The sequence below is a fragment of the Paraburkholderia sp. Ac-20342 genome (assembly GCF_017104985.1).
Lineage (GTDB): Bacteria > Pseudomonadota > Gammaproteobacteria > Burkholderiales > Burkholderiaceae > Paraburkholderia.
The window spans coordinates 51,865-69,804 of sequence record NZ_JAAGPQ010000005.1 but is presented as its reverse complement, the minus strand read 5'-3'; the positions used below and the strand labels follow the sequence as shown (position 1 = coordinate 69,804).

16 protein-coding genes are annotated in these 17,940 nt (G+C 64.3%); 12 read left to right on the top strand and 4 right to left on the bottom strand.

The window, feature by feature from the left end; all coding sequences use genetic code 11:
• Position 1 precedes the first annotated feature (1 nt).
• From G3N58_RS03380 to G3N58_RS03370, 3 genes are all read left to right on the top strand, one after another.
• Complete coding sequence (locus tag G3N58_RS03380; RefSeq protein ID WP_205998473.1) at positions 2 to 1,339, top strand: ATP-binding protein; 1,338 nt, start codon at positions 2 to 4, stop codon at positions 1,337 to 1,339.
• 7 nt (positions 1,340 to 1,346) lie between these two features.
• Positions 1,347 to 1,751, top strand: coding sequence for a response regulator (locus tag G3N58_RS03375; protein WP_167047026.1), 405 nt, complete (start codon positions 1,347 to 1,349; stop codon positions 1,749 to 1,751).
• A gap of 184 nt (positions 1,752 to 1,935) precedes the next feature.
• On the top strand, positions 1,936 to 2,946 hold the full coding sequence (locus tag G3N58_RS03370) for a response regulator (RefSeq protein ID WP_205998472.1): 1,011 nt from the start codon (positions 1,936 to 1,938) through the stop codon (positions 2,944 to 2,946).
• 180 nt (positions 2,947 to 3,126) lie between these two features.
• Here G3N58_RS03370 and G3N58_RS03365 read toward each other — a convergent pair whose 3' ends face one another.
• Positions 3,127 to 4,050, bottom strand: a complete 924-nt coding sequence (locus G3N58_RS03365; protein ID WP_205998471.1) for a LysR family transcriptional regulator — start codon at positions 4,048 to 4,050, stop codon at positions 3,127 to 3,129.
• An 81-nt stretch (positions 4,051 to 4,131) separates the two neighbouring features.
• Between G3N58_RS03365 and G3N58_RS03360 the strand changes: the two genes are divergently transcribed.
• Positions 4,132 to 5,058, top strand: a complete 927-nt coding sequence (locus G3N58_RS03360; RefSeq protein ID WP_205998470.1) for a carbon-nitrogen hydrolase family protein — start codon at positions 4,132 to 4,134, stop codon at positions 5,056 to 5,058.
• Between the two features lie 2 nt (positions 5,059 to 5,060).
• Here G3N58_RS03360 and G3N58_RS03355 read toward each other — a convergent pair whose 3' ends face one another.
• Positions 5,061 to 5,819, bottom strand: a complete 759-nt coding sequence (locus tag G3N58_RS03355) for an IclR family transcriptional regulator (RefSeq protein ID WP_167047034.1) — start codon at positions 5,817 to 5,819, stop codon at positions 5,061 to 5,063.
• A gap of 342 nt (positions 5,820 to 6,161) precedes the next feature.
• Here G3N58_RS03355 and G3N58_RS03350 point away from each other — a divergent pair, with 342 nt between their 5' ends.
• From G3N58_RS03350 to G3N58_RS03325, 6 genes are all read left to right on the top strand, one after another.
• Positions 6,162 to 7,427 carry an MFS transporter gene (locus tag G3N58_RS03350; protein WP_205299251.1) on the top strand — a complete coding sequence of 422 codons (1,266 nt, stop codon included), beginning with the start codon at positions 6,162 to 6,164 and terminating at the stop codon, positions 7,425 to 7,427.
• Positions 7,428 to 7,448: 21 nt separating this feature from the next.
• Complete coding sequence (locus G3N58_RS03345; RefSeq protein WP_205998469.1) at positions 7,449 to 8,465, top strand: ketopantoate reductase family protein; 1,017 nt, start codon at positions 7,449 to 7,451, stop codon at positions 8,463 to 8,465.
• Positions 8,462 to 9,211 carry an SDR family NAD(P)-dependent oxidoreductase gene (locus tag G3N58_RS03340; RefSeq protein ID WP_205998468.1) on the top strand — a complete coding sequence of 250 codons (750 nt, stop codon included), beginning with the start codon at positions 8,462 to 8,464 and terminating at the stop codon, positions 9,209 to 9,211. Before G3N58_RS03345 ends, G3N58_RS03340 begins: the two co-directional genes overlap by 4 nt.
• 29 nt (positions 9,212 to 9,240) lie before the next feature.
• The gene (locus G3N58_RS03335; protein WP_205998467.1) at positions 9,241 to 10,146 is read left to right on the top strand and encodes a polysaccharide deacetylase; all 906 of its coding nucleotides are present in this window, start codon (positions 9,241 to 9,243) and stop codon (positions 10,144 to 10,146) included.
• A gap of 87 nt (positions 10,147 to 10,233) precedes the next feature.
• Positions 10,234 to 11,814, top strand: coding sequence for a gamma-glutamyltransferase (locus G3N58_RS03330; protein ID WP_205998466.1), 1,581 nt, complete (start codon positions 10,234 to 10,236; stop codon positions 11,812 to 11,814).
• 203 nt (positions 11,815 to 12,017) lie between these two features.
• The gene (locus G3N58_RS03325) at positions 12,018 to 13,133 is read left to right on the top strand and encodes a porin (protein WP_205998465.1); all 1,116 of its coding nucleotides are present in this window, start codon (positions 12,018 to 12,020) and stop codon (positions 13,131 to 13,133) included.
• A gap of 146 nt (positions 13,134 to 13,279) precedes the next feature.
• On the opposite strand, the gene G3N58_RS03320 is transcribed toward G3N58_RS03325, so the two are convergent.
• Together G3N58_RS03320 and G3N58_RS03315 are read right to left on the bottom strand one after the other, a co-directional pair.
• Positions 13,280 to 13,567, bottom strand: coding sequence for a hypothetical protein (locus tag G3N58_RS03320; RefSeq protein ID WP_205998464.1), 288 nt, complete (start codon positions 13,565 to 13,567; stop codon positions 13,280 to 13,282).
• Positions 13,568 to 13,733: 166 nt separating this feature from the next.
• Complete coding sequence (locus G3N58_RS03315) at positions 13,734 to 14,963, bottom strand: TetR family transcriptional regulator (RefSeq protein WP_167047051.1); 1,230 nt, start codon at positions 14,961 to 14,963, stop codon at positions 13,734 to 13,736.
• Positions 14,964 to 15,290: 327 nt separating this feature from the next.
• On the opposite strand from G3N58_RS03315, the gene G3N58_RS03310 reads away from it, so the two are divergent.
• Both G3N58_RS03310 and G3N58_RS03305 read left to right on the top strand, forming a co-directional pair.
• Positions 15,291 to 16,565 (top strand): hypothetical protein, encoded by a 1,275-nt coding sequence (locus G3N58_RS03310; RefSeq protein ID WP_205998463.1) that lies wholly within the window; start codon positions 15,291 to 15,293, stop codon positions 16,563 to 16,565.
• A 25-nt stretch (positions 16,566 to 16,590) separates the two neighbouring features.
• On the top strand, positions 16,591 to 17,907 hold the full coding sequence (locus tag G3N58_RS03305) for an MFS transporter (protein ID WP_205998462.1): 1,317 nt from the start codon (positions 16,591 to 16,593) through the stop codon (positions 17,905 to 17,907).
• Positions 17,908 to 17,940 lie beyond the last annotated feature (33 nt).

Genomic DNA, 17,940 nt, shown 5'->3' with positions numbered 1-17,940 from the left:
GATGACGACATCCCTGGTTGGGTTGCAATCGAACTATCGTGAAGAGCTGCGCGACTACCGGTTGCTGTGCAGCAAGGCCGGCGGCCTGACCGTGATCGTGCTGGTGCTGATGGGCGTGGCGATGGACTATGTCGTGTATCCGGCCGAGCAGAAGCGCTTTGCCATCGTCCGGGTGCTGACCAGCGCGGCCATCGGCCTGGCCTTGCTCTCGCTTTACACGAAAGCGGGCAAACGCCACGTGCAGGTCATCACCTTCTTCTGGCTGCTGCTGCCGCAGGTCATGATCTCGTGGATGATTTACGCCACCCAGGGCGAGGCGTCGCTGTTCTATGCCGGGCTCATGCTGACGATCTTCGCGGTCGGCATCCTGTTTCCCGCCGGCTACTGGCAGACGCTGGCATTCGGCCTCGCCACGGTCCTGCTCTACTACATCGCCTGCCAGGCCCATCCGGGTGGCATCCTGGACCCGAGCAAATTCCAGTTCCAGTTCATCCTGATCTTCTTCTGCGCGGTGGCCAGCTCCATTTACACCTACTTCAACGAGAAGGGCCGTTTCCAGCTTTTCCGGCTCAAGGACGAAGTGGCGCACAAGAACGACGAGCTGGCCCGCACCAATGAAAGCCTGTCGCAGATCAAGGGCCAGTTGCTGCAGCAGGAGAAGATGGCGGCCATCGGTACGTTGTCCGCGGGGCTGCTGCACGAGGTCAACAACCCGGTCAACTTTTGCCTGATGGCGATCGAAGTGGCCATGGAAGAATCGCAGGTCAAGGAAAGCCCGTCGCTGCAGGAATGCCTGACGGACGCGCGGCAAGGCATGCACCGCATCCAGCACATCGTGTCGGACCTGAAGACTTTTGCCTATCGCAAGCCCGGCGCGACCGCGGAGGGCGTGCCGTTCCTGTTCGAGAAGGCGCTCGACGCGTCGATCCGGCTGAGCGCCCATGAGCTGCGCGGCGTGACGCTCACGCGCGAGCTGCCTGGCGACACCCTGGTGCTCGGCGACGAAGCCGCCATCATCGGCGTGCTCATCAACCTGTTCTCGAATGCCGCGCTGGCCATGCACAAGGCCGGCACCGCGGCACCGCAGCTTCATGTCATGGCGCAATGGCGCGACGAGCGGCTGCACGTGAATGTGCGCGACAACGGCCCGGGAATTGCCGCGGAAAATCTGGCGCGCGTGTTCGAACCCTTCTTCACGACCCGCGAAGTCGGCCAGGGCCTCGGCCTTGGCCTGTCCATCAGCTATGCGGTGGTGGAGCGGCACGGCGGCACCCTGTTCGCAGAAAGCCAGTTGGGCGAATGGACCGCGTTCAACTTCGACCTGCCACGCGTCGAGTGATGCCGAGATGAGCGAGACACAACAAGCCCGGCAGACCGTCGTCTATGTCGACGACGAGGAGTTGGCCCGCAAGTACTTCGCGCGTTCGGCCGGCGGCGACTACGAGGTGCTGCTCGCCGACGGCGCGGACGAGGCCATGTCGATCCTGCGCCGCGAAGGTGCGCGGGTGGCGGTCCTCGTGACCGACTTCCGCATGCCGGGCCCGAACGGCGACGAGCTGCTGCGGCAGGTCGCCCGGGAGTATCCGCATATCGTGCGAATCCTCGTGACCGCCTACGCGGACTACGGCGCGCTGCTGGAAGTGGTCAATTCCGGCGAGGTGTTTCGAATCCTGGAGAAGCCGCTAGGCGTGAGCGCGGTCCGCGAGGTGCTGGCCGCGGCGACGGCAGTCCCGATATCGCGCCCGAAGTGATGCCGCGCGCGTTGCTCGAAGCAGTTATCGCTCGCGCCGGCGTGAGCGGCTTCAAGATGATTTTCCGCAAGCGCGTCATGCCGTTCCCGGGCGGCCGTATCGGGATCGCATCCGCGTCCGGCGCCGGCACGAGCGTGGCGCTGGATTGCCCCAATTTGAAGATTCGAATGCACAGGAGTGACCAATGAGCAATACGATTGCCGACCAGACACCGCCCCCGGCGATTCTGTTCGTTGACGACGAAGCCACCGCGGTCAAATACTTCGAGCGCGCCATCGGCGCGATCGCGCCGGTGGTGACGGGCGCCTCCGTGGAAGACGGCAAGGCGATGCTGGACGCCCACGCCGCCAGCCTGGCCGTGCTGGTGTCCGACCAGCGCATGCCGGGCGAATACGGCAACGAACTGCTGCGCTATGCGCGCGAGCGCTATCCCCACATCGTGCGGATTCTGACGACGGCCTATTCGGAACTGGACCAGACCGTCGAGGCCGTCAACCAGGGCCAGATACATCGCTATATCAAGAAGCCGTGGGACATCTCGGCGCTGCGCATGGAGATGAAGCAGGCGCTGGAACTGGCGGGACTGCGCAAGGAACGCGACCAGCTCGTGCGCGAGAAGCTCGGCGTGCTGCAGACGCAGACCGTGGCCACCCGCGTCGGCATCGTGCACACGCTGTGCGCGAGCCTGATCGGCCCGGACCGCTTCCAGCCGGTGGAAACCTACCTGGCCGGCACCGACCTGGCGGGTACGCGCAAGGTGGAGCCGGACTGGCAGCGCATGGACTACGCCGACCTCGTGCGTGCCGAGAGCGAATGCAGCGGGCGCTTCGGCCACGCGGTCGGCACGCGCCTCGCGGAGCTGCGTACGCAGAATGCGGGGCGCGGCACGGCCGATGCGGTGCGGGTCGTGACCGAAGTTCTCGGCGCCGCGGTGCGCAGCGACGGCGATGCGCTGATCTGGACTTCGCCGGCCACGCTGAGCGAGTTCCTCACCCGCCCGGTCGGTCAAGCCGTATCGAGCGAACACGCGGCCTGGCTGGCCTGCCTGCTCTGGCTGGAAGAAGCCGGCGGCGCCCTGCAGTTCGTGCGCGACGGCGACGCCATCGTCTGCCGCGCCGGCACGCGGGCGGCCAGTTTTGCGGCCGACCGCCTGGCGGCCTGGATCGAGCGGTTCTCGGAGCCGGCGTTCGGCTAGGTGAAAGGGACCATCCGCGCTTAAACGCGACAACGGGCGGTGATCGCCTCGTCAGGGCACGAGGCAAATGACCGCTGTCATTCAGCCGCGTGTTGCGCGCCCGGGAACGAGCGGCGTGGGCCGATCGTATCCGGCAGAATCAGGCGAAGATCGTTGAGAGCCATTCGATCGATCCTCCTATCAGCGCGAAGCAAAATTGGCAAAGCACTCCACAATCGCAGCCTGAACCGTAACGACCGCCGCATCGCGCAGCGAACTGTTACGCCAACCAAGTTCGATGGCATAGCGTGGCAAGACAAGCGGACAGGCCAACAACCGCAAACCCGTCATGCGCGCGATCGCATCGGCCGCGTGCCGCGGAATCGTCGCCACGGCGCGGCTCCCCTTCAATAAAAAGGGCAAGCCGGCGAAATGCGTGGTCGATCCGATGACCTTGCGTTTCAGGCCGAGTGCGGCCAGCCCTTCGTCGACAATCCCCACCACGCCGCCGGCAGACACGAGGATATGCCCACGCGCGACATATTCCTCGATCGTCAATTCGCTTGCCGCGCCCTTGAGACTGGCACGGTCGGCCAGACAGGCATAGTCCCCCTCGGCCAGCACCTGATGGCCGAGTCCTCGCAACGCGAGTCCGCCCGCCGTGATAGCCAGATCCATTTCCTGGTTTGCCAGCGAATCGCTGACGATCTGGCTGTACGTCTGTCGAAAAATGATCCGCAAGCCAGGGGCGCGCCGGTCAACCGCATCCATGATCTTGCGTCCCACGGCGATCTCGATGTCGTCGGAGAGGCCGATCGATACGGCGCGGCCATAAAAAGACCTGGCGTCCGGCGTCGAGATCGTGAGACTGAGACGAAATCGGTCGAGCGCCTCGCTGATGATGGGTTTCAGTTCCCGGGCTCTCGAAGTCGGCGCAAGTCCGCGCCCCGTGCGGACAAACAGCGTGTCCGAATAGACGTCCCGAAGCCGCCTCAATGCGGCACTGACTGCGGACTGCGTCATGTCCAGGCGGATTGCGGCCCGGCTTGCCCCGCCTTCCTCAAACAGCGCCTCGAAGATTTTCAGAAGATTCAGGTCGACCGTCGAGATATCAATATGGCTCATATCGGAAAGTTGAGATATGCGTTTTCTCCATTCTATGGCTGCGCGATGATGAGCGCATCAACCGTTCCCCTGGAGAACACCATGCCTAAATCGACAGTTGCCGCATTGCAGATCGGTGCATCACCGCAGGGCAAAGCGGCAACGCTTCAACATATCCTGTCGTTCGAGGATCAGATTCGCGCATCCGGCGCGAGTCTCGTCGTCATGCCCGAAGCCTTGCTCGGCGGCTACCCGAAAGGCGAGACATTCGGCACGCGGCTCGGCTACCGGCTGCCCGAAGGGCGTGAAGTCTTCGCCAGGTATTTCGAGAACGCGATCGACGTGCCCGGCCCGGAAACCGACGCGCTCGCCGAACTCTCCTCGCGATGCAATGCGTCGATCGTCATGGGCGTCATCGAACGCTCGGGAAGCACGCTGTATTGCACCGCGCTGTTCTTCACCCCCGATGACGGACTCGTGGCCAAACATCGCAAGCTGATGCCGACGGGAACGGAACGCCTGATCTGGGGACAAGGCGACGGCTCGACGCTGCCGGCGGTGGAAACAAAGACCGGCGTCGTCGGCGCGGCGATCTGCTGGGAGAACCATATGCCGTTGCTGCGCACGGCGATGTATGCGAAAGGCGTGCAGATATGGTGCGCGCCCACGGTCGACGAACGCGACATCTGGCAATGCTCCATGCGGCACATTGCTCACGAAGGCCGGGTCTTCGTCATCAGTGCGTGCCAGGTGCAGCCGTCGCCGGCCGCGCTGGGCATCGAGGTGCCCGGCTGGGACAAAGACCGCCCTCTGATCAACGGCGGAAGCCTGATCGTCGGGCCGCTGGGCGAAGTGCTCGCCGGCCCGCTGCACGGCGAGACGGGACTGGTCGTGGCCGAGATCGATACCGATGAACTCATTCGGGCTCGCTACGATTTCGACGTGACCGGCCACTATTCGCGACCGGACGTTTTCTCGCTCTCGGTCGACGAGCGGCCGAAGCGTACCGTCGCGTTCACCTCGTCGTAAAACTAGCGGCCCGTCAGTTCGCGCAGCTTTTCCGCCTCGCGCATGAGCGCGGCGATGACGCGCTCCCGTTTCTCCGGGAAGCGGGCCGATATGCAGGCGACGTTCAAGGCAAGCGTCGGGCGGCCTGGGCCGCCGGATATGCACGTCGCCACGCCGGTCCCGCCCAGGTCGGACTCGTCGGCCACCACGCAGTAGCCGTCGATCCGCGCTTGCGCGACGATCTGCTCGATGCGCTTCAGGTCGGTGATCGTGACCGGCGTGACCGCAACGATCTCGTGCTGCCGCAGCAGGCGATGGCCGATGTCTTCCGGCAGCACCGACAGGATGACCCGCCCCATCGCCGTGCAATGAACCGGCAGCAGCCTGTTCGAAAACCCTTCATAGCGAACCGGCTGACTGGAAAGCGTTTGTTTGACGATCTTGATGTGCCCGTCGTTGGTGAGGGAGCCAAGGGTGACCGTCTCGCCCAGCTCTTCGCCCAAAGCGGACATGACCGGTTCGACGAGCGCGAGCACGCGCGCCATCTGGTCGCCGCCCCAGCCGAAACCATGCTCGCGGAAATACGTGTTCAGCTCGTACATGCCCCGGTCGTCGCGAACCAGGTAGCCGCGCGCGCACAACGTCTTCAGCAGGCCAAAGGCACTGCTCTTCGGCAGGCCGAACGTGGCGGTGACCGTGGCCAGGTTTGCGGCCCCCTCGAGGCCGGCAAAAAATTCCAGAAGGTCCAGGACTCGCGCCGCGGAGCGCACAACCTCACTCATGGTGATCTCTTCGATTAGCAGTGACTTCCCGTCTCGCGGGCCGTTCATCAGTCATTTTTACGATAGCCCGGAATCATACGCTAGTCGGTTCGCGTCAGCCCCGGCAACGGATACGCGGCCGCGGATACGCCACGACAGGCCGGCCGTTGCGGCACGTGACGGGTTAACCCCAGTAGGCACGGACTTTTGCTCGTGAAAATATGTTTTCAAATACGAACGACGTTTGTATATACGAACGTCGCTGCGTAAGCTGCATAAGCATCACCGACGTGCATTCAAGACAACCGACAGGCGAATCGCATGAGAAGCTCAAACACCCTTCTGGCTAGTGAGGAAATGAAGATGGCCCACGAAGAGGTCAAACCGCGCAAGCAACTGGCGGCGGCCATGATCGGCAACGTGCTGGAGTACTACGACCTGATCGTCTACGCCTTTCTCGCCCCGACGCTCGGCCACAAGTTCTTCCAGGGCGACGCGGTCGTGGCCCTGCTGGCGAGTTTCGCGACCTTCGGCGTCGGCTTTCTCGCCCGCCCGCTCGGCGGCGTCATCATCGGACGCATCGCCGACACGCTCGGCCGCAAGATCGCGCTGCAGATCACGATCTTCGGCATGGCGCTCGGCACGGTCGGGATCGGCCTGCTTCCGACCTACCAGAACATCGGCGTCATCGCCCCCGCTCTGCTCGTGGTTCTGCGCATCGCCCAGGGGCTCGCGGCCGGCGGAGAATGGGGCAGTTCCACTTCGCTGATCGTGGAGTCGGCGCCCGATGGCAAGCGCGGCATTTTCGGCGGCTTCGGTCAGGCATCGATTGCGAGCGGCACCCTCGTTTCGAGTCTGGTCGTCACCGTCGTCACCTCGATGTTCACGGCGCAGCAGATGGACGCATGGGCTTGGCGCGTGCCGTTCCTGCTCGGCGGGATCCTCGTGGTCGTGGGCGTCTACATGCGCCGCACGCTGCGCGAAACGCCCGCTTTCGAAGAGTCGCAGGCCAAGGGCGAGACGGTCGCCAAGCCGACCAAAGGCGCAGCCTTCGCGATGATGAGCCGGGCGTTCGGCTTCACGATCATCTGGACCGTTTCGTACTACGTGATGCTGTCTTACCTGCCGACCTTCATGGTGCAGCATGTCGGCCTCACGCAGATGCAGGCGCTCACCTCGAATGCCATCGCGCTCGTCATCCTGGTGGCCGCGACGCCGTTTTTCGGCTGGCTGTCCGACCGTTGGGGCCGCAAGCCCTTGCTCCTCTCCTGCTGCATCGTCTTCACGATCTTTGCCTACCCGTTGTTCTCGCTGCTGCTGAAGCACCCGAGCCTCGGCAACGCGCTCGCGATCCAGATCTTCTTCAACATCTTTATCGCCGCCTTCTCGGGAGCCGGGCCGGCCGCGTTGTGCGAGATGTTCCCGACGAAGTCGCGCACGACGCTGCTGTCCATCGGCTACAGCCTCGCAACCGCGATCTTCGGCGGATTCGCACCGTTCATCGCCACCACGCTGATCCAGCAGACCGGCTCGCCCATCTCTCCGGCGTACTACCTGATTGCATCGGCGATCGTCTCGGGCGTGGTCATTCTTGGCCTCAAGGAGACGGCTCATGGATCACTCGATTGACCACACGGGCTGATAGAAAGCATGGAACATGACATCCTGATCTGGGGCGCCGGCGCGATTGGCGGCACGGTCGGCGCTCATCTGCGGCAAACCGGATACGACGTGACGTTCGTGGACGTCGTCGCGGAGCACGTCGACGCGATCCGCACGCCCGGCAAAGGCCTCGCCATCACGGGGCCGGTCAGCAATCCGCACGTTACCGCGCCGGCTTTCACGCCTCAGGAACTCACGGGAAAATGGCGACGCATTTTCCTGTGCGTCAAGGCACAGCACACCGAAGAGGCAGCGCAGCGTCTCGCGCCGTTCCTCGACGATCACGGCTACGTGCTCTCGCTGCAAAACGGCCTGTGCGAAAACTACATCGCGCAGATCGTCGGCAAGGAGCGCGTGATCGGCGCCTTCGTCAATTTCGGGGCCGACTGGATCGGCCCTGGCGAAGTCCACTTCGGCAATCGCGCAGCGGTCGTGCTCGGCGAACTCGACGGCTCGCCGAGCGCGCGCCTCGAACAACTGCTCGCGGACATGCGGCATTTCGAGCCCGAGGCCATCGCCACCGACGACATCAACGCGTACCTCTGGGGCAAGCTCGCCTACGGAGCGATGCTTCATGCGCAAGCCGTGGGCGATCTCGGCATTGCGGACTGCCTCGCCCGTCCCGAGCTGCTGCCGCTCTGGCAGCGGCTCGGCTGCGAAGTCATGAGCGTGGCCGCCGCGCAGGGCATCGCGCCCAAGGGCTTCAACGGCTTTCGCCCCGAGGCATTCCGTGCCAACGCGCCGGTTGCCGAAGTCGAAGCCACGGTCGCCGCGATGGTCGAGTTCAACCGGCCCAATGCCAAAACCCATTCCGGCATATGGCGCGACCTCGCCATCCGCAAGCGCAAAACCGAAGTCGACATGCAGGTCGGCGAAGTGGTCCGCGCCGGCCTGCGCCTCGGCATCGCGACGCCGACCCTCGCGGCCCTGCAAAACATGATTCACGAAATCGAAGACGGCCGACGCGCCCTCGCGGACGCCAACCTTCTGGAGCTGATCGCATGAAACTGGATTTTTCGGAGCAGGTCGTCGCCGTCACCGGCGCAGGCAGCACCTTCGGGGCCACCATCGCCACGCAATTTGCCGAGCTGGGTGCAACGGTCTACGCGACCGACGTGAGCGAAGCCGCCCTGCGCCCGCTCGAGGAAAAAGGCGTACGGACCACGGTCGTCGACCTGCTCGACCGGCGCGCGGCGGCCGACTGGATCACATCCGTCGCTCATTCGGCCGGCAAGGTGGACGTCCTCGTGAACAACGCCGGCGGGGTCATGGGACACGCCCACAAGCCCATCGAGTCGGTCACCGACGCCGAATGGGACGGCATCATGGACATCAATCTCGGCAGTGCGTTCGCGCTGGCTCGCGCCGTCGCCCCCGTGATGAAAGCGCGGAAAAGCGGCGCCATCGTCACGATTGCCTCCGGCGCGGCGCTGCAGGCATCGCTCACGGGCGTGCAGGCGTACTGCGCGGCCAAACACGCCTCGCTGGGCCTCACCCGCCAGCTCGCTCATGAGTTGGGCCCTTACGGCGTGCGCGTGAATGCGCTCGCGCCCGGCTTCGTTCGCACGAATGCCGCAACCGAGGCCCAATGGGACGCGATGGGCGAAGAGAAGCAGGCCGCCCTGATGCGCAGCATCGCACTCGGCCGCCTGGGCACATCGCAGGATATCGCCAACGTCACCGTGTTTCTCGCGTCGCCGTTGGCGTCCTTCGTAACCGGGCAAATCATTGCCGTCGACGGCGGCAAGTAAGTCATCAGCAAGACAAGGAGTTGGACAGCATGAGCAACAACACGAACAACGAAGAACTGAAACCGTGGCAATGGGACGAACCGAAATGGCGCGGACTCCTCAACCAGGTGCGTGCCGGCCGCTCGCTCAAACCGGCTTCCTGGCCCGGCAATGCGCCGTGCGCGGTCGCGTTCTCCTTCGACAGCGACCATGAAACCGGCGAGCTGCGCGACGGCGGACAATCCATCGGCCGCATGAGCTGGGGCCAATACGGCAATCGCGTCGGCGTGCCGCGCATCGAACGGACGCTCGACAAGTTCGACGCCAAGGCAAGCTTCTATGTGCCCGCCGTCGCGGCGCTCACCTACCCCGACGAACAGAAACGCCTCGCCGATGCCGGCCACGAAATCGGCCTGCATGGCTGGATTCACGAGCTCAACTCGATTCTTCCGTACGAAGCCGAACGCGACCTGCTGCTGCGCGCTTCCGACACGCTGACCTCGATCACCGGCGTGCGGCCCGTCGGCATGCGCACCCCCTCCTGGGATTTCAGCCCTCATACCCTGCGCATCGCGGTGGAAATGGGCCTCGAATACGATTCCTCGCTGATGGCGGACGACGACTGCTACGAGCTGCTTCTGGACGGCAAGCCGACGGACGTGGTCGAACTGCCGGTCGAATGGATTCGCGACGATGCCGTGTATTTCAACATGCACCGCTTCCAGTCGCTGCGTCCCTACACCGCGCCGGCCGACGTGTTCGACATCTTCAAGCGGGAACTGGACGCCGCCATTGAAGAAGGCGGCATCTTCCAGTTGACGATGCACCCGCACATGATCAGCGCGCGCTCGCGAATCTGGATTCTCGAGGAGTTGCTCCGTTACGCCCGCGAACGCAAAACGTGGATTGCCACGCATGCGGATATCGTGCGGTATGCAAAGACGCATGCTGTCTGAAATCCGTGAGGAGGCCTTCTTGACCGCGACGGAAAACGAGGCCGCTTCAAATAGCAACCCGACGTAACCATTGCAGACGCCAACAACATGGTTTCCTACGAACCCCTGGACCACCCGGTGCATAACTGGTCGGTCAGAAAGCCCATCGCCGAATCTTCGCGCGGCGTGGTCGTCTCCCAGTCGTACGATGCTTCCGCCGTCGGCGCGGCGGTGCTCGAAGCAGGCGGCAACGCCGTCGACGCGGCCGTGGCGGTCGCCTTCGCGCTCGCCGTCGTCGAGCCCTGGAACTCCGGGCTCGGCGGCATCGGCTTCGCCCTTTACCAGGGCCATGACGAGAAGGCCGCGACCTCGATCCACTTCGGCCCCGTGGCGCCGCAGAAACTGCGCTCGGAGCTGTTTCCGCTGACCGGCAAGCCTGCCACGGACATGTTTCCGTGGCCGCAGGTGCAAGACGACGCAAACTCCCATGGGCCGCTGTCGTTCTGCCTGCCGACGGCCGTGGCCGGCTACGGCACGATGCTCGAACGATGGGGCACGATGCCGCTGTCGGAAGTGATTCAACCCGCGATTGCCCTCGCGAAACGCGGCCTCGCCTCGGACTGGTTCACCACCCTGATGCTCGCGCAGGCCGCGCCGATCATGCGCCGCTATGCCGAGACTTCGCGGATCTTTCTGCGCGATGGCCTGCCGCCCGTGCCGCCGTACCAGGGCACGCCCGGGTTCCTGCCGTTGGGCCGCCTTGCGGACACGCTGCAGCAGATCGCCCAGCAGGGATGGCGCGATTTCTATCGCGGCGACCTGGCGAAAACCATCGTCGACGATATCGCCGGCATGGGCGGCCTGATCGGGCGCGACGAACTGGAAGCCTATGCGGTCGAAACGTCCGGCGCCTTGTCGGTGCCATGGGGGGAATCGACGATACAGCTTTCGTCGGGCCTCAACGCCGGCCCGACGCTCGCGGACGCGCTCGCCGCCTTGCAGCCGCCATCGAGCCGCGGCAGCGAAACCCGGCCTTCCCCGCAGTGGTACGCCGGCATGGCCCAGGCGCTCAAGTCGGCGTACCGCAAGCGCCTGCACGAGGACAGCGATCCGCATTCGCCCAAGGGCTGCACCACCCACATCAACGTCTGCGATGCAAACGGTTCGATGGTCGCCTTGACGACGACGCTGCTGTCGTCGATGGGCAGTCGCGTCGTGCTGCCCTCGACCGGATTCGTGATGAACAACGGGGTGATGTGGTTCGACCCGCGGCCGGGCACATCGAACAGCATCGCGGGTGGCAAGAAGGCGCTTTCGAACATGTGTCCTGCCATCATCGCCCGCGACGGCCGCCCGGTTGTCGTCGGCGGAGCGGCCGGCGGCCGGCGGATCATGGCCGCGATCGCGCAACTCCTGCTGTTCGTGCACGACTTCGATATGGACGTGGGCGATGCCGGGCACTGGCCGAGGATCGACGTATCGGGACCGGAGCGCCTGAGCGCGGACCGCAGGCTCTCCGCGGACGTGCTGGATGCGCTGCGCCAGCTCGGGGAATGCGAGGTCGTGGACCACAACGTCCTGCCCATCAACTTCGCCCGCCCGAGCATTATCGAGCGCTTCGACGGCGTGACCGCCCGAGGCGTGAGCGATGCGTTTTCGCCGTGGTCGGCGGCGCTGAGTCCACGTTGAATTCGTATTGAATCTGCGCTGAGTCTGCGCTGAGTCTTTGGCGTCACCTTGCCTTGCTGAGGTGGCTTGCGTTCGCTACGGCTGCGCAAGCCACCCTCTCGTGGCACCGCCGCGATAACGAGGTTCGCTGAACGTCGATCGCAAGCAGCACACCGTATTTCAATGTTATCCAAACAACAGATTATTATTTAGCATAACAAAACATGAAGAAGATCGGACTTGCATGGTCGAAAGCCCTGATAGCCACGGCGGGTGCGCTAATGGTTCCGCTATCGGCCCACGCCCAAAGCGGCGTCACGCTCTATGGCATCGTCGACACCGGCGTCGAATATCTGACCAACGCGAACAAGACTTCACATTCGCTGGTGCAACTGCAGGACGGCAATATCCAGGAATCGCGCTGGGGAATCCGGGCGCGCGAAGATCTCGGTAATGGCTGGCAAGCTTCCGTCTGGCTGGAATCGGGCTTCGACGAAACCAAGGGCACGCTGGGACAGGGTAACCGCCTGTTCGGCCGGCAAGCTGCGCTCGGCCTGAGCGGACACGACAACGAACTCTGGCTCGGTCGCGTATACAACCCCATCTACGACGTGCTCAACGGCTACGATCCCACCACGTACGCCCAATATTCGCTGGCGACGCTGGACCCCGGGCTCGTGAGTCGTGGAGACCAGTCCATCCGCTACACGCGCACGCTCGGCGACTTCAGGCTCACCGGCTTCTACAGCATGGGGTACGACAGCATCGGCACGCCGATTGGCGGCACCGCCGGCGGCGCGTCGACAGCGAAAGACCTTGCGTTCACGGCCCAGTACAAAGGTCCGGTCTTCAGCGGCGTCCTCGCCTACGACAATCTGCACGGGCCGTTGTCCAGCACCGGCTCGGGGCTGGGCACGCTCTCGGCTGGCCTCACGCCCGCCACGTCCGTCCCGGGAGACCGCGCGAGGCGCTACGTGGCCGCCGCAAGCGTCAACGTCGACAAATGGGTATTCATGGCGGGGTATCGGCTTCTGAAGACGGAGTTCCTGGCAAACTCCATCAACTCCAATCTTTATTGGGGAGGCGCACGCGTGAAGGTCACGCCCGCACTCACGCTAATTGGCAGCCTTTATCACGTCGACGTCCCGGGAAAAGACGTGAAGGCAACGAATACTGTTTTTTCGGCGATGTACGCCCTGTCGAAGAATACTTACCTGTATTCGAATGCGAGCTATATGTTCAATTCGAAGAACAGCACGGCGGGTGTCGATGTCGGCGGCATGACGCTGGCAGGAAAGAACCAGTTGGGCATTCAGGCCGGCATTTTCCAGCGCTTCTGATTCGACGGATCATGTCGTGAATCCGGGCCATGGGACTTTCGATGTCGCTCCGCGTCCTGAAGCGCCGTCCTCTCGTACCAGCCCGGTTCAATCAACGGTAGTCGTGAACTTTCTCCGACCTCAAAGGCGGTTTCTCTCTCCTGTTCTCAACGCTTGCGAAGCCCGCAGCCGGGACGCATGCATAGGCGTCGATCACGCATCCCGGAAATCGGCGGCGCCTGAAACAGGTGGCAAGTATTCGCATCGCCGCTGCACGCGACGTTCTCGTGCCGGCTTTTGATAGGGTCCAGGATACGCTTCTCGCATCCCGCGATGACGCGCCGCACTTTGTCGATGCGGCCGGGGTGACGAGGCCACCGCCATGCATCCCCGTCGATCTCATCGCGCAGTCTTTGCAGTACGGTCTTCGCACGAGTCTCGCGCTCTGCTGTCATAACAAGCTCCGTTCTTTATTGGTGATTTATGTGGGAAAAGAGATTGTTCCACAGCCTTACGCGGTGATCCATACAGACGCGAGTCAATGAACCTGATTGCGAGGCAACGACTCCAAGAACACGCTCATCCACCAATACAAATCGACCGACGAAGGAGAGTCGGACATCAGCCGCGCACACCGAACACCGCAAGCAGCGTCTCCCCCGCCGCCGCCTCGATTGCCGCAACAGGATCGTGAGGATGCGCCAGCAGACACGTGCGCGTGCTGCCAGCCGCCAGTACGCCCCAGACATAGGCATCGACCCAGTCGGTCCGCAAGCCCAGCTTGCCGAGCATGACGAACGAGCCGATCCCCCGTAGCTGCCGGATCTCGGCGGCAATGGGCGCGAGCGCGGCGTCACGTGCCGCCGCGCGTAGCAGCGCATTGAGCGCCGCGAGCGACTCGAGCCCGTCCCCTTTCTGCAGCAGCACGTTGGCCTCGACGAACTCGTCTGCCGCACGACGCTCCAGCGCGTCGACCCGCGCGCGCATGCGCTGGCACAGCGCATCGAAGGCCGCATAGATCAGATCGTTCCTGGTCCGAAAAAAGTAGGTGACCGAAGCAAGCGACACGCCGGCCAGCGTCGCGACCTCGCGTTGCGTGAGGCGGTCCGCGCCCTGCTTCGCTATCGTCGTCATGGCGGCGTCGAGAATCGCCTGTGTGGTCCTGCTCGCGCGCGCCGACCCCGTCACCGTGCGCGCCTCGTCGAGCGCGGCCCTTTCGCGATCCGCCATGGCGGGCTTGCGGCGCTCGACGAGCGCGACCGGCTGCCTGCCGAGGCGCTGCTGGAGTCGCACGGCCGGCGCCGCTATCCACGCGGCACAAGCCACGGCCTCGGTTTCGCCAATCAGAAGACCGGTAAGCCCGAGTGCGAAGTCTGCCCATACGCGCGCCGCGGCCTCGCTCGCCCCGAAGCGGCTCGCGAATTCGAACCAGAATCGCGCCTCGATATGCGCTTCGCCGAGCGCGGCTTCACGCAGGCCGGGCTCGCGGCCCGAATTGCTCTCGTGCTCCAGTTCGAGCAATAACAGGTTCGCCGCGCGCTCACGCTCCAGCCGCGCCTGCAGCACGGCGGCAAACACATAAGGCCAGTCTGCCCAGTCCGGCACCATGGCATATCCGCACTCCAGCGCAGCTTCACGCGCCCTGGCCGAGCGCTCGGCGGCCTCGCCATGGAGCGCCAGCAGCAGCTTGTCCCGGCTGCCAAAGTGATAGTTGATCGCGGAGGCGCTACCGCCCGTCTGCAACGCAAGCGCGCGGGCACTCAAGGCGGCGAGCCCCTGCTCGCATGCCAGATCGAACGCGGCCTGCTTGAGGCGCTCCGCGCTCGGGCCTGCTGAGGTTTCGATGCTCAACGGCACCTCCCGCGGGCAGTCCGGCCATTCAGCCCAAAACTGTACAACTGTTTCATATTTCTTCCTGCCTCTCGTGTTGATCTGGCCGCTTCGCACGCCCTGATCGCAGCTCGAAGCCGAGATTGTAGCCGATCAACATCTTGTAAACCTCACGTCATATTCCTCATTTTTCTTGGTGATGAAGGCTACGTCCGGAGCTGCGTGAGCCGTGCGATGTCACAGCGCCGCCTTAATAGCCAGATACTGTACAAGTGTTCTAGTTGATTCGTGAAGCATGACAGACACGCTTCGACTCCGACGCTTTACGTCCGCTCTCATGGAGTTTCTATGCAGTCATCCAAGGCCACGCCGGGCCATCGCTTCAGCATCGCGGTCATCCCCGACACACAAAACTACACGAGTCATACCCAGCAGCGCGAGGCGGGTTTCCCGTTCAACTCCCGCGAAATTCTCTGGGACATGATGCACTACATCGCGCGCAACGCCGTGAAGAACGGCGGCGAAATCGCCTTCGCTACCGGGCTCGGCGATATGTGGCAGCATCCGGTGAGCAACGCGCTCGACCGCGAGCACGCTGCGCGCGGCGACAAGGCCGTCGCCAATCCCATCATCGACTCGCTGATTCCGCCTTCGCCCGAGAAAGTGGTCGAGGTCGAGATTCCCGCGGCGAAGGCCGCCTACGAGATCATCGCGGGCACGCTGCCGTTCTCGGTCGTGCCCGGCAATCACGACCACGATCATCTCTGGACCGACGCCAACCATCCGCCCAGCGCGCGCGAGCTCGTGCCCGGCGATTACAGCGGCATCGGCGGCCTGCATTGCGGCGAGCTGGTGAACTGGACGCGCAACTTCGGCGCCAGCACACCCTTCTTCAAGGGTCAGCCGTGGTATGTGGCATCGCTGCGCGGCGGCGCGAACAGCGCGCAGATTTTCAACGGCGGCGGCTATCGCTTCCTGCATCTCGGCATGGAGATGTCGCCGGACAGCGAGGTGATCGAATGGGCCGAATCGGTGCTCGCCGCGTTTCCTGGCCTGCCGACGATCGTTTCCATTCACGAGTTCCTCAACAGCAACGGCCGCCGCGAATCGATCGAATGTCTCGATCTTTCGCGTCTCGATCCGCAGCGCCATGACCCCGAGCGCCTGTGGGAGCGCTTCGTTTCGCGGCACGACCCGATTCTCGCGGTGCTCAACGGCCACTTTCACGGCGTGCAGCATCGCATCGACAAGAACCGGCACGGCCACGACGTCTATCAGTTCCTCACCAACTATCAAAGCCGCAAGCAGTCGCTGCGCATGACCTCGCCCGATACGCGCGTGATCGACGGCATCGGCGACGGCTGGCTGCGCCTCATGGAATTCGATCTCGATGCGCAACGCCCGCAGTTGCGTCTGCGTGCCTGGTCCACCTACTTCAAGACCTATTCCTCGCAATTGCCCGAATACGGCGCGTGGTATCGCGCGGAACACCCGGAACTGAGCGAAGCGCAAATCGCCGCGCTCGACGACTTCACGATCGAGCTCGGCGACTTCCACGAGCGTTTTAGCGGCGCGCGCATCGACGGCGACGTCGATACGCCGGCCGGCACACATCCGACCTGATCGACGGTTAACCAAGGACTTCGCCATGGAAACCACCACGCCGATCGCACCGCCGCGCGCGGGCGTCTCACCCGCGCACGCCCGCCACCACGTCGCACCGCCGCGGCGCGCCACTGCGCTTTACATTCTCGTGTTGCTCGCACTGGTTTCACTGCTCGGCTATTACGATCGCTTCCTGATCGCAATCGTCACGCAGGCCATCAAGTCGGACATGCACGTGAGCGACGCCCGCATCAGCCTGCTTTCGGGACTCGGCTTCGCCGCCGTGTACTCGCTGCTCGCGGTGCCGATCGCGCGCCTGTCGGACGGCGGCCGGCGCGTGCGCGTGCTGAGCCTTTCGCTGACCGTCTGGTCGGCGATGACCGCGCTGTGCGGCGTCGCGCCCAGCTTTGGCGTGCTGCTGTTGGCGCGGCTCGGTGTAGGCGTCGGCGAGGCCGGCGGCAATCCGACGATTCATGCGCTCGTCTCGGACACGTTCGAGCGGCGCTGGCGCGGCACGGCGCTATCGGTCGTGGTGGTGGTGGGCGGTTGCGGCTATATGGCGGCAAGCTTCATCGGCGGCTGGATCGTCGATCACTGGGGCTGGCGCATGGCCTTCATTGCCGGCGCGGCGCCCGGTCCGCTGCTCGCGCTGCTGCTCTGGCTCACCGTCAAGGAGCCGCACGCCGCCGCACCGCGCGCACAGGAAAGCCTCTGGCGCGCAACCCGCGTGCTGCTCGCGCGCCGTGCGTTCCTGCTCCTTTGCCTGGGCGTAGCGGTGTGCTCGGTGGGCTCATTCGCAGTACTGAGCTGGGTGCCGGCGTTTCTCATGCGCCACTACCATCTCACGGCCGCGCGCGTGGGCGCCACCTACGGGCTGACGATGGGCCTTGCGACTATCGCCGCGCTGCTGTTCGGCGGCGTGCTCGTCGACCTGCTCGCACGCCGCGACATGCGCTGGAGCCTGCGCCTGCCCGCGCTGTCGTTCGCGCTCGCCTCGCCGCTCACGCTCGCGTTCCTGTACACCGATAGCCTGGACATCGCGCTCGCCATCTCGCTGCCCATGACGTTCTTCGCCGGTCTCTCGACGAGCCCTTCCTACGCGCTGATCCAGTCCCTCGCGGGCAGCCGCTATCGGGCAACGGCCTCGGCGTTGTTCCTGCTCTTCACTTACCTGATCGGCATGGGCGTCGGTCCCTCGCTCGCGGGCGTACTCAGCGACCTCTTTGCCGCGAGTGCCGGCCCCGATGCCTTGCGCCACGCACTTGCCGTCGTTTCGCTCACCTATATTGCCGGCGCACTGCTGATCGCGAGCGGATCGCGCACGCTGCTGCGCGAACTCGCGATGGCGGAGCACGACTGATCCGCGCCCGCCGCGCGATTGCCGCGCCCTTGC

Coding starts and splice junctions, on each gene's coding strand:
- G3N58_RS03380 (WP_205998473.1), top strand. CDS start 2: ATGACGACATCCCTGGTTGGGTTGCAATCGAACTATCGTGAAGAGCTG.
- G3N58_RS03375 (WP_167047026.1), top strand. CDS start 1,347: ATGAGCGAGACACAACAAGCCCGGCAGACCGTCGTCTATGTCGACGAC.
- G3N58_RS03370 (WP_205998472.1), top strand. CDS start 1,936: ATGAGCAATACGATTGCCGACCAGACACCGCCCCCGGCGATTCTGTTC.
- G3N58_RS03365 (WP_205998471.1), bottom strand. CDS start 4,050: ATGAGCCATATTGATATCTCGACGGTCGACCTGAATCTTCTGAAAATC.
- G3N58_RS03360 (WP_205998470.1), top strand. CDS start 4,132: ATGCCTAAATCGACAGTTGCCGCATTGCAGATCGGTGCATCACCGCAG.
- G3N58_RS03355 (WP_167047034.1), bottom strand. CDS start 5,819: ATGAGTGAGGTTGTGCGCTCCGCGGCGCGAGTCCTGGACCTTCTGGAA.
- G3N58_RS03350 (WP_205299251.1), top strand. CDS start 6,162: ATGGCCCACGAAGAGGTCAAACCGCGCAAGCAACTGGCGGCGGCCATG.
- G3N58_RS03345 (WP_205998469.1), top strand. CDS start 7,449: ATGGAACATGACATCCTGATCTGGGGCGCCGGCGCGATTGGCGGCACG.
- G3N58_RS03340 (WP_205998468.1), top strand. CDS start 8,462: ATGAAACTGGATTTTTCGGAGCAGGTCGTCGCCGTCACCGGCGCAGGC.
- G3N58_RS03335 (WP_205998467.1), top strand. CDS start 9,241: ATGAGCAACAACACGAACAACGAAGAACTGAAACCGTGGCAATGGGAC.
- G3N58_RS03330 (WP_205998466.1), top strand. CDS start 10,234: ATGGTTTCCTACGAACCCCTGGACCACCCGGTGCATAACTGGTCGGTC.
- G3N58_RS03325 (WP_205998465.1), top strand. CDS start 12,018: ATGAAGAAGATCGGACTTGCATGGTCGAAAGCCCTGATAGCCACGGCG.
- G3N58_RS03320 (WP_205998464.1), bottom strand. CDS start 13,567: ATGACAGCAGAGCGCGAGACTCGTGCGAAGACCGTACTGCAAAGACTG.
- G3N58_RS03310 (WP_205998463.1), top strand. CDS start 15,291: ATGCAGTCATCCAAGGCCACGCCGGGCCATCGCTTCAGCATCGCGGTC.
- G3N58_RS03305 (WP_205998462.1), top strand. CDS start 16,591: ATGGAAACCACCACGCCGATCGCACCGCCGCGCGCGGGCGTCTCACCC.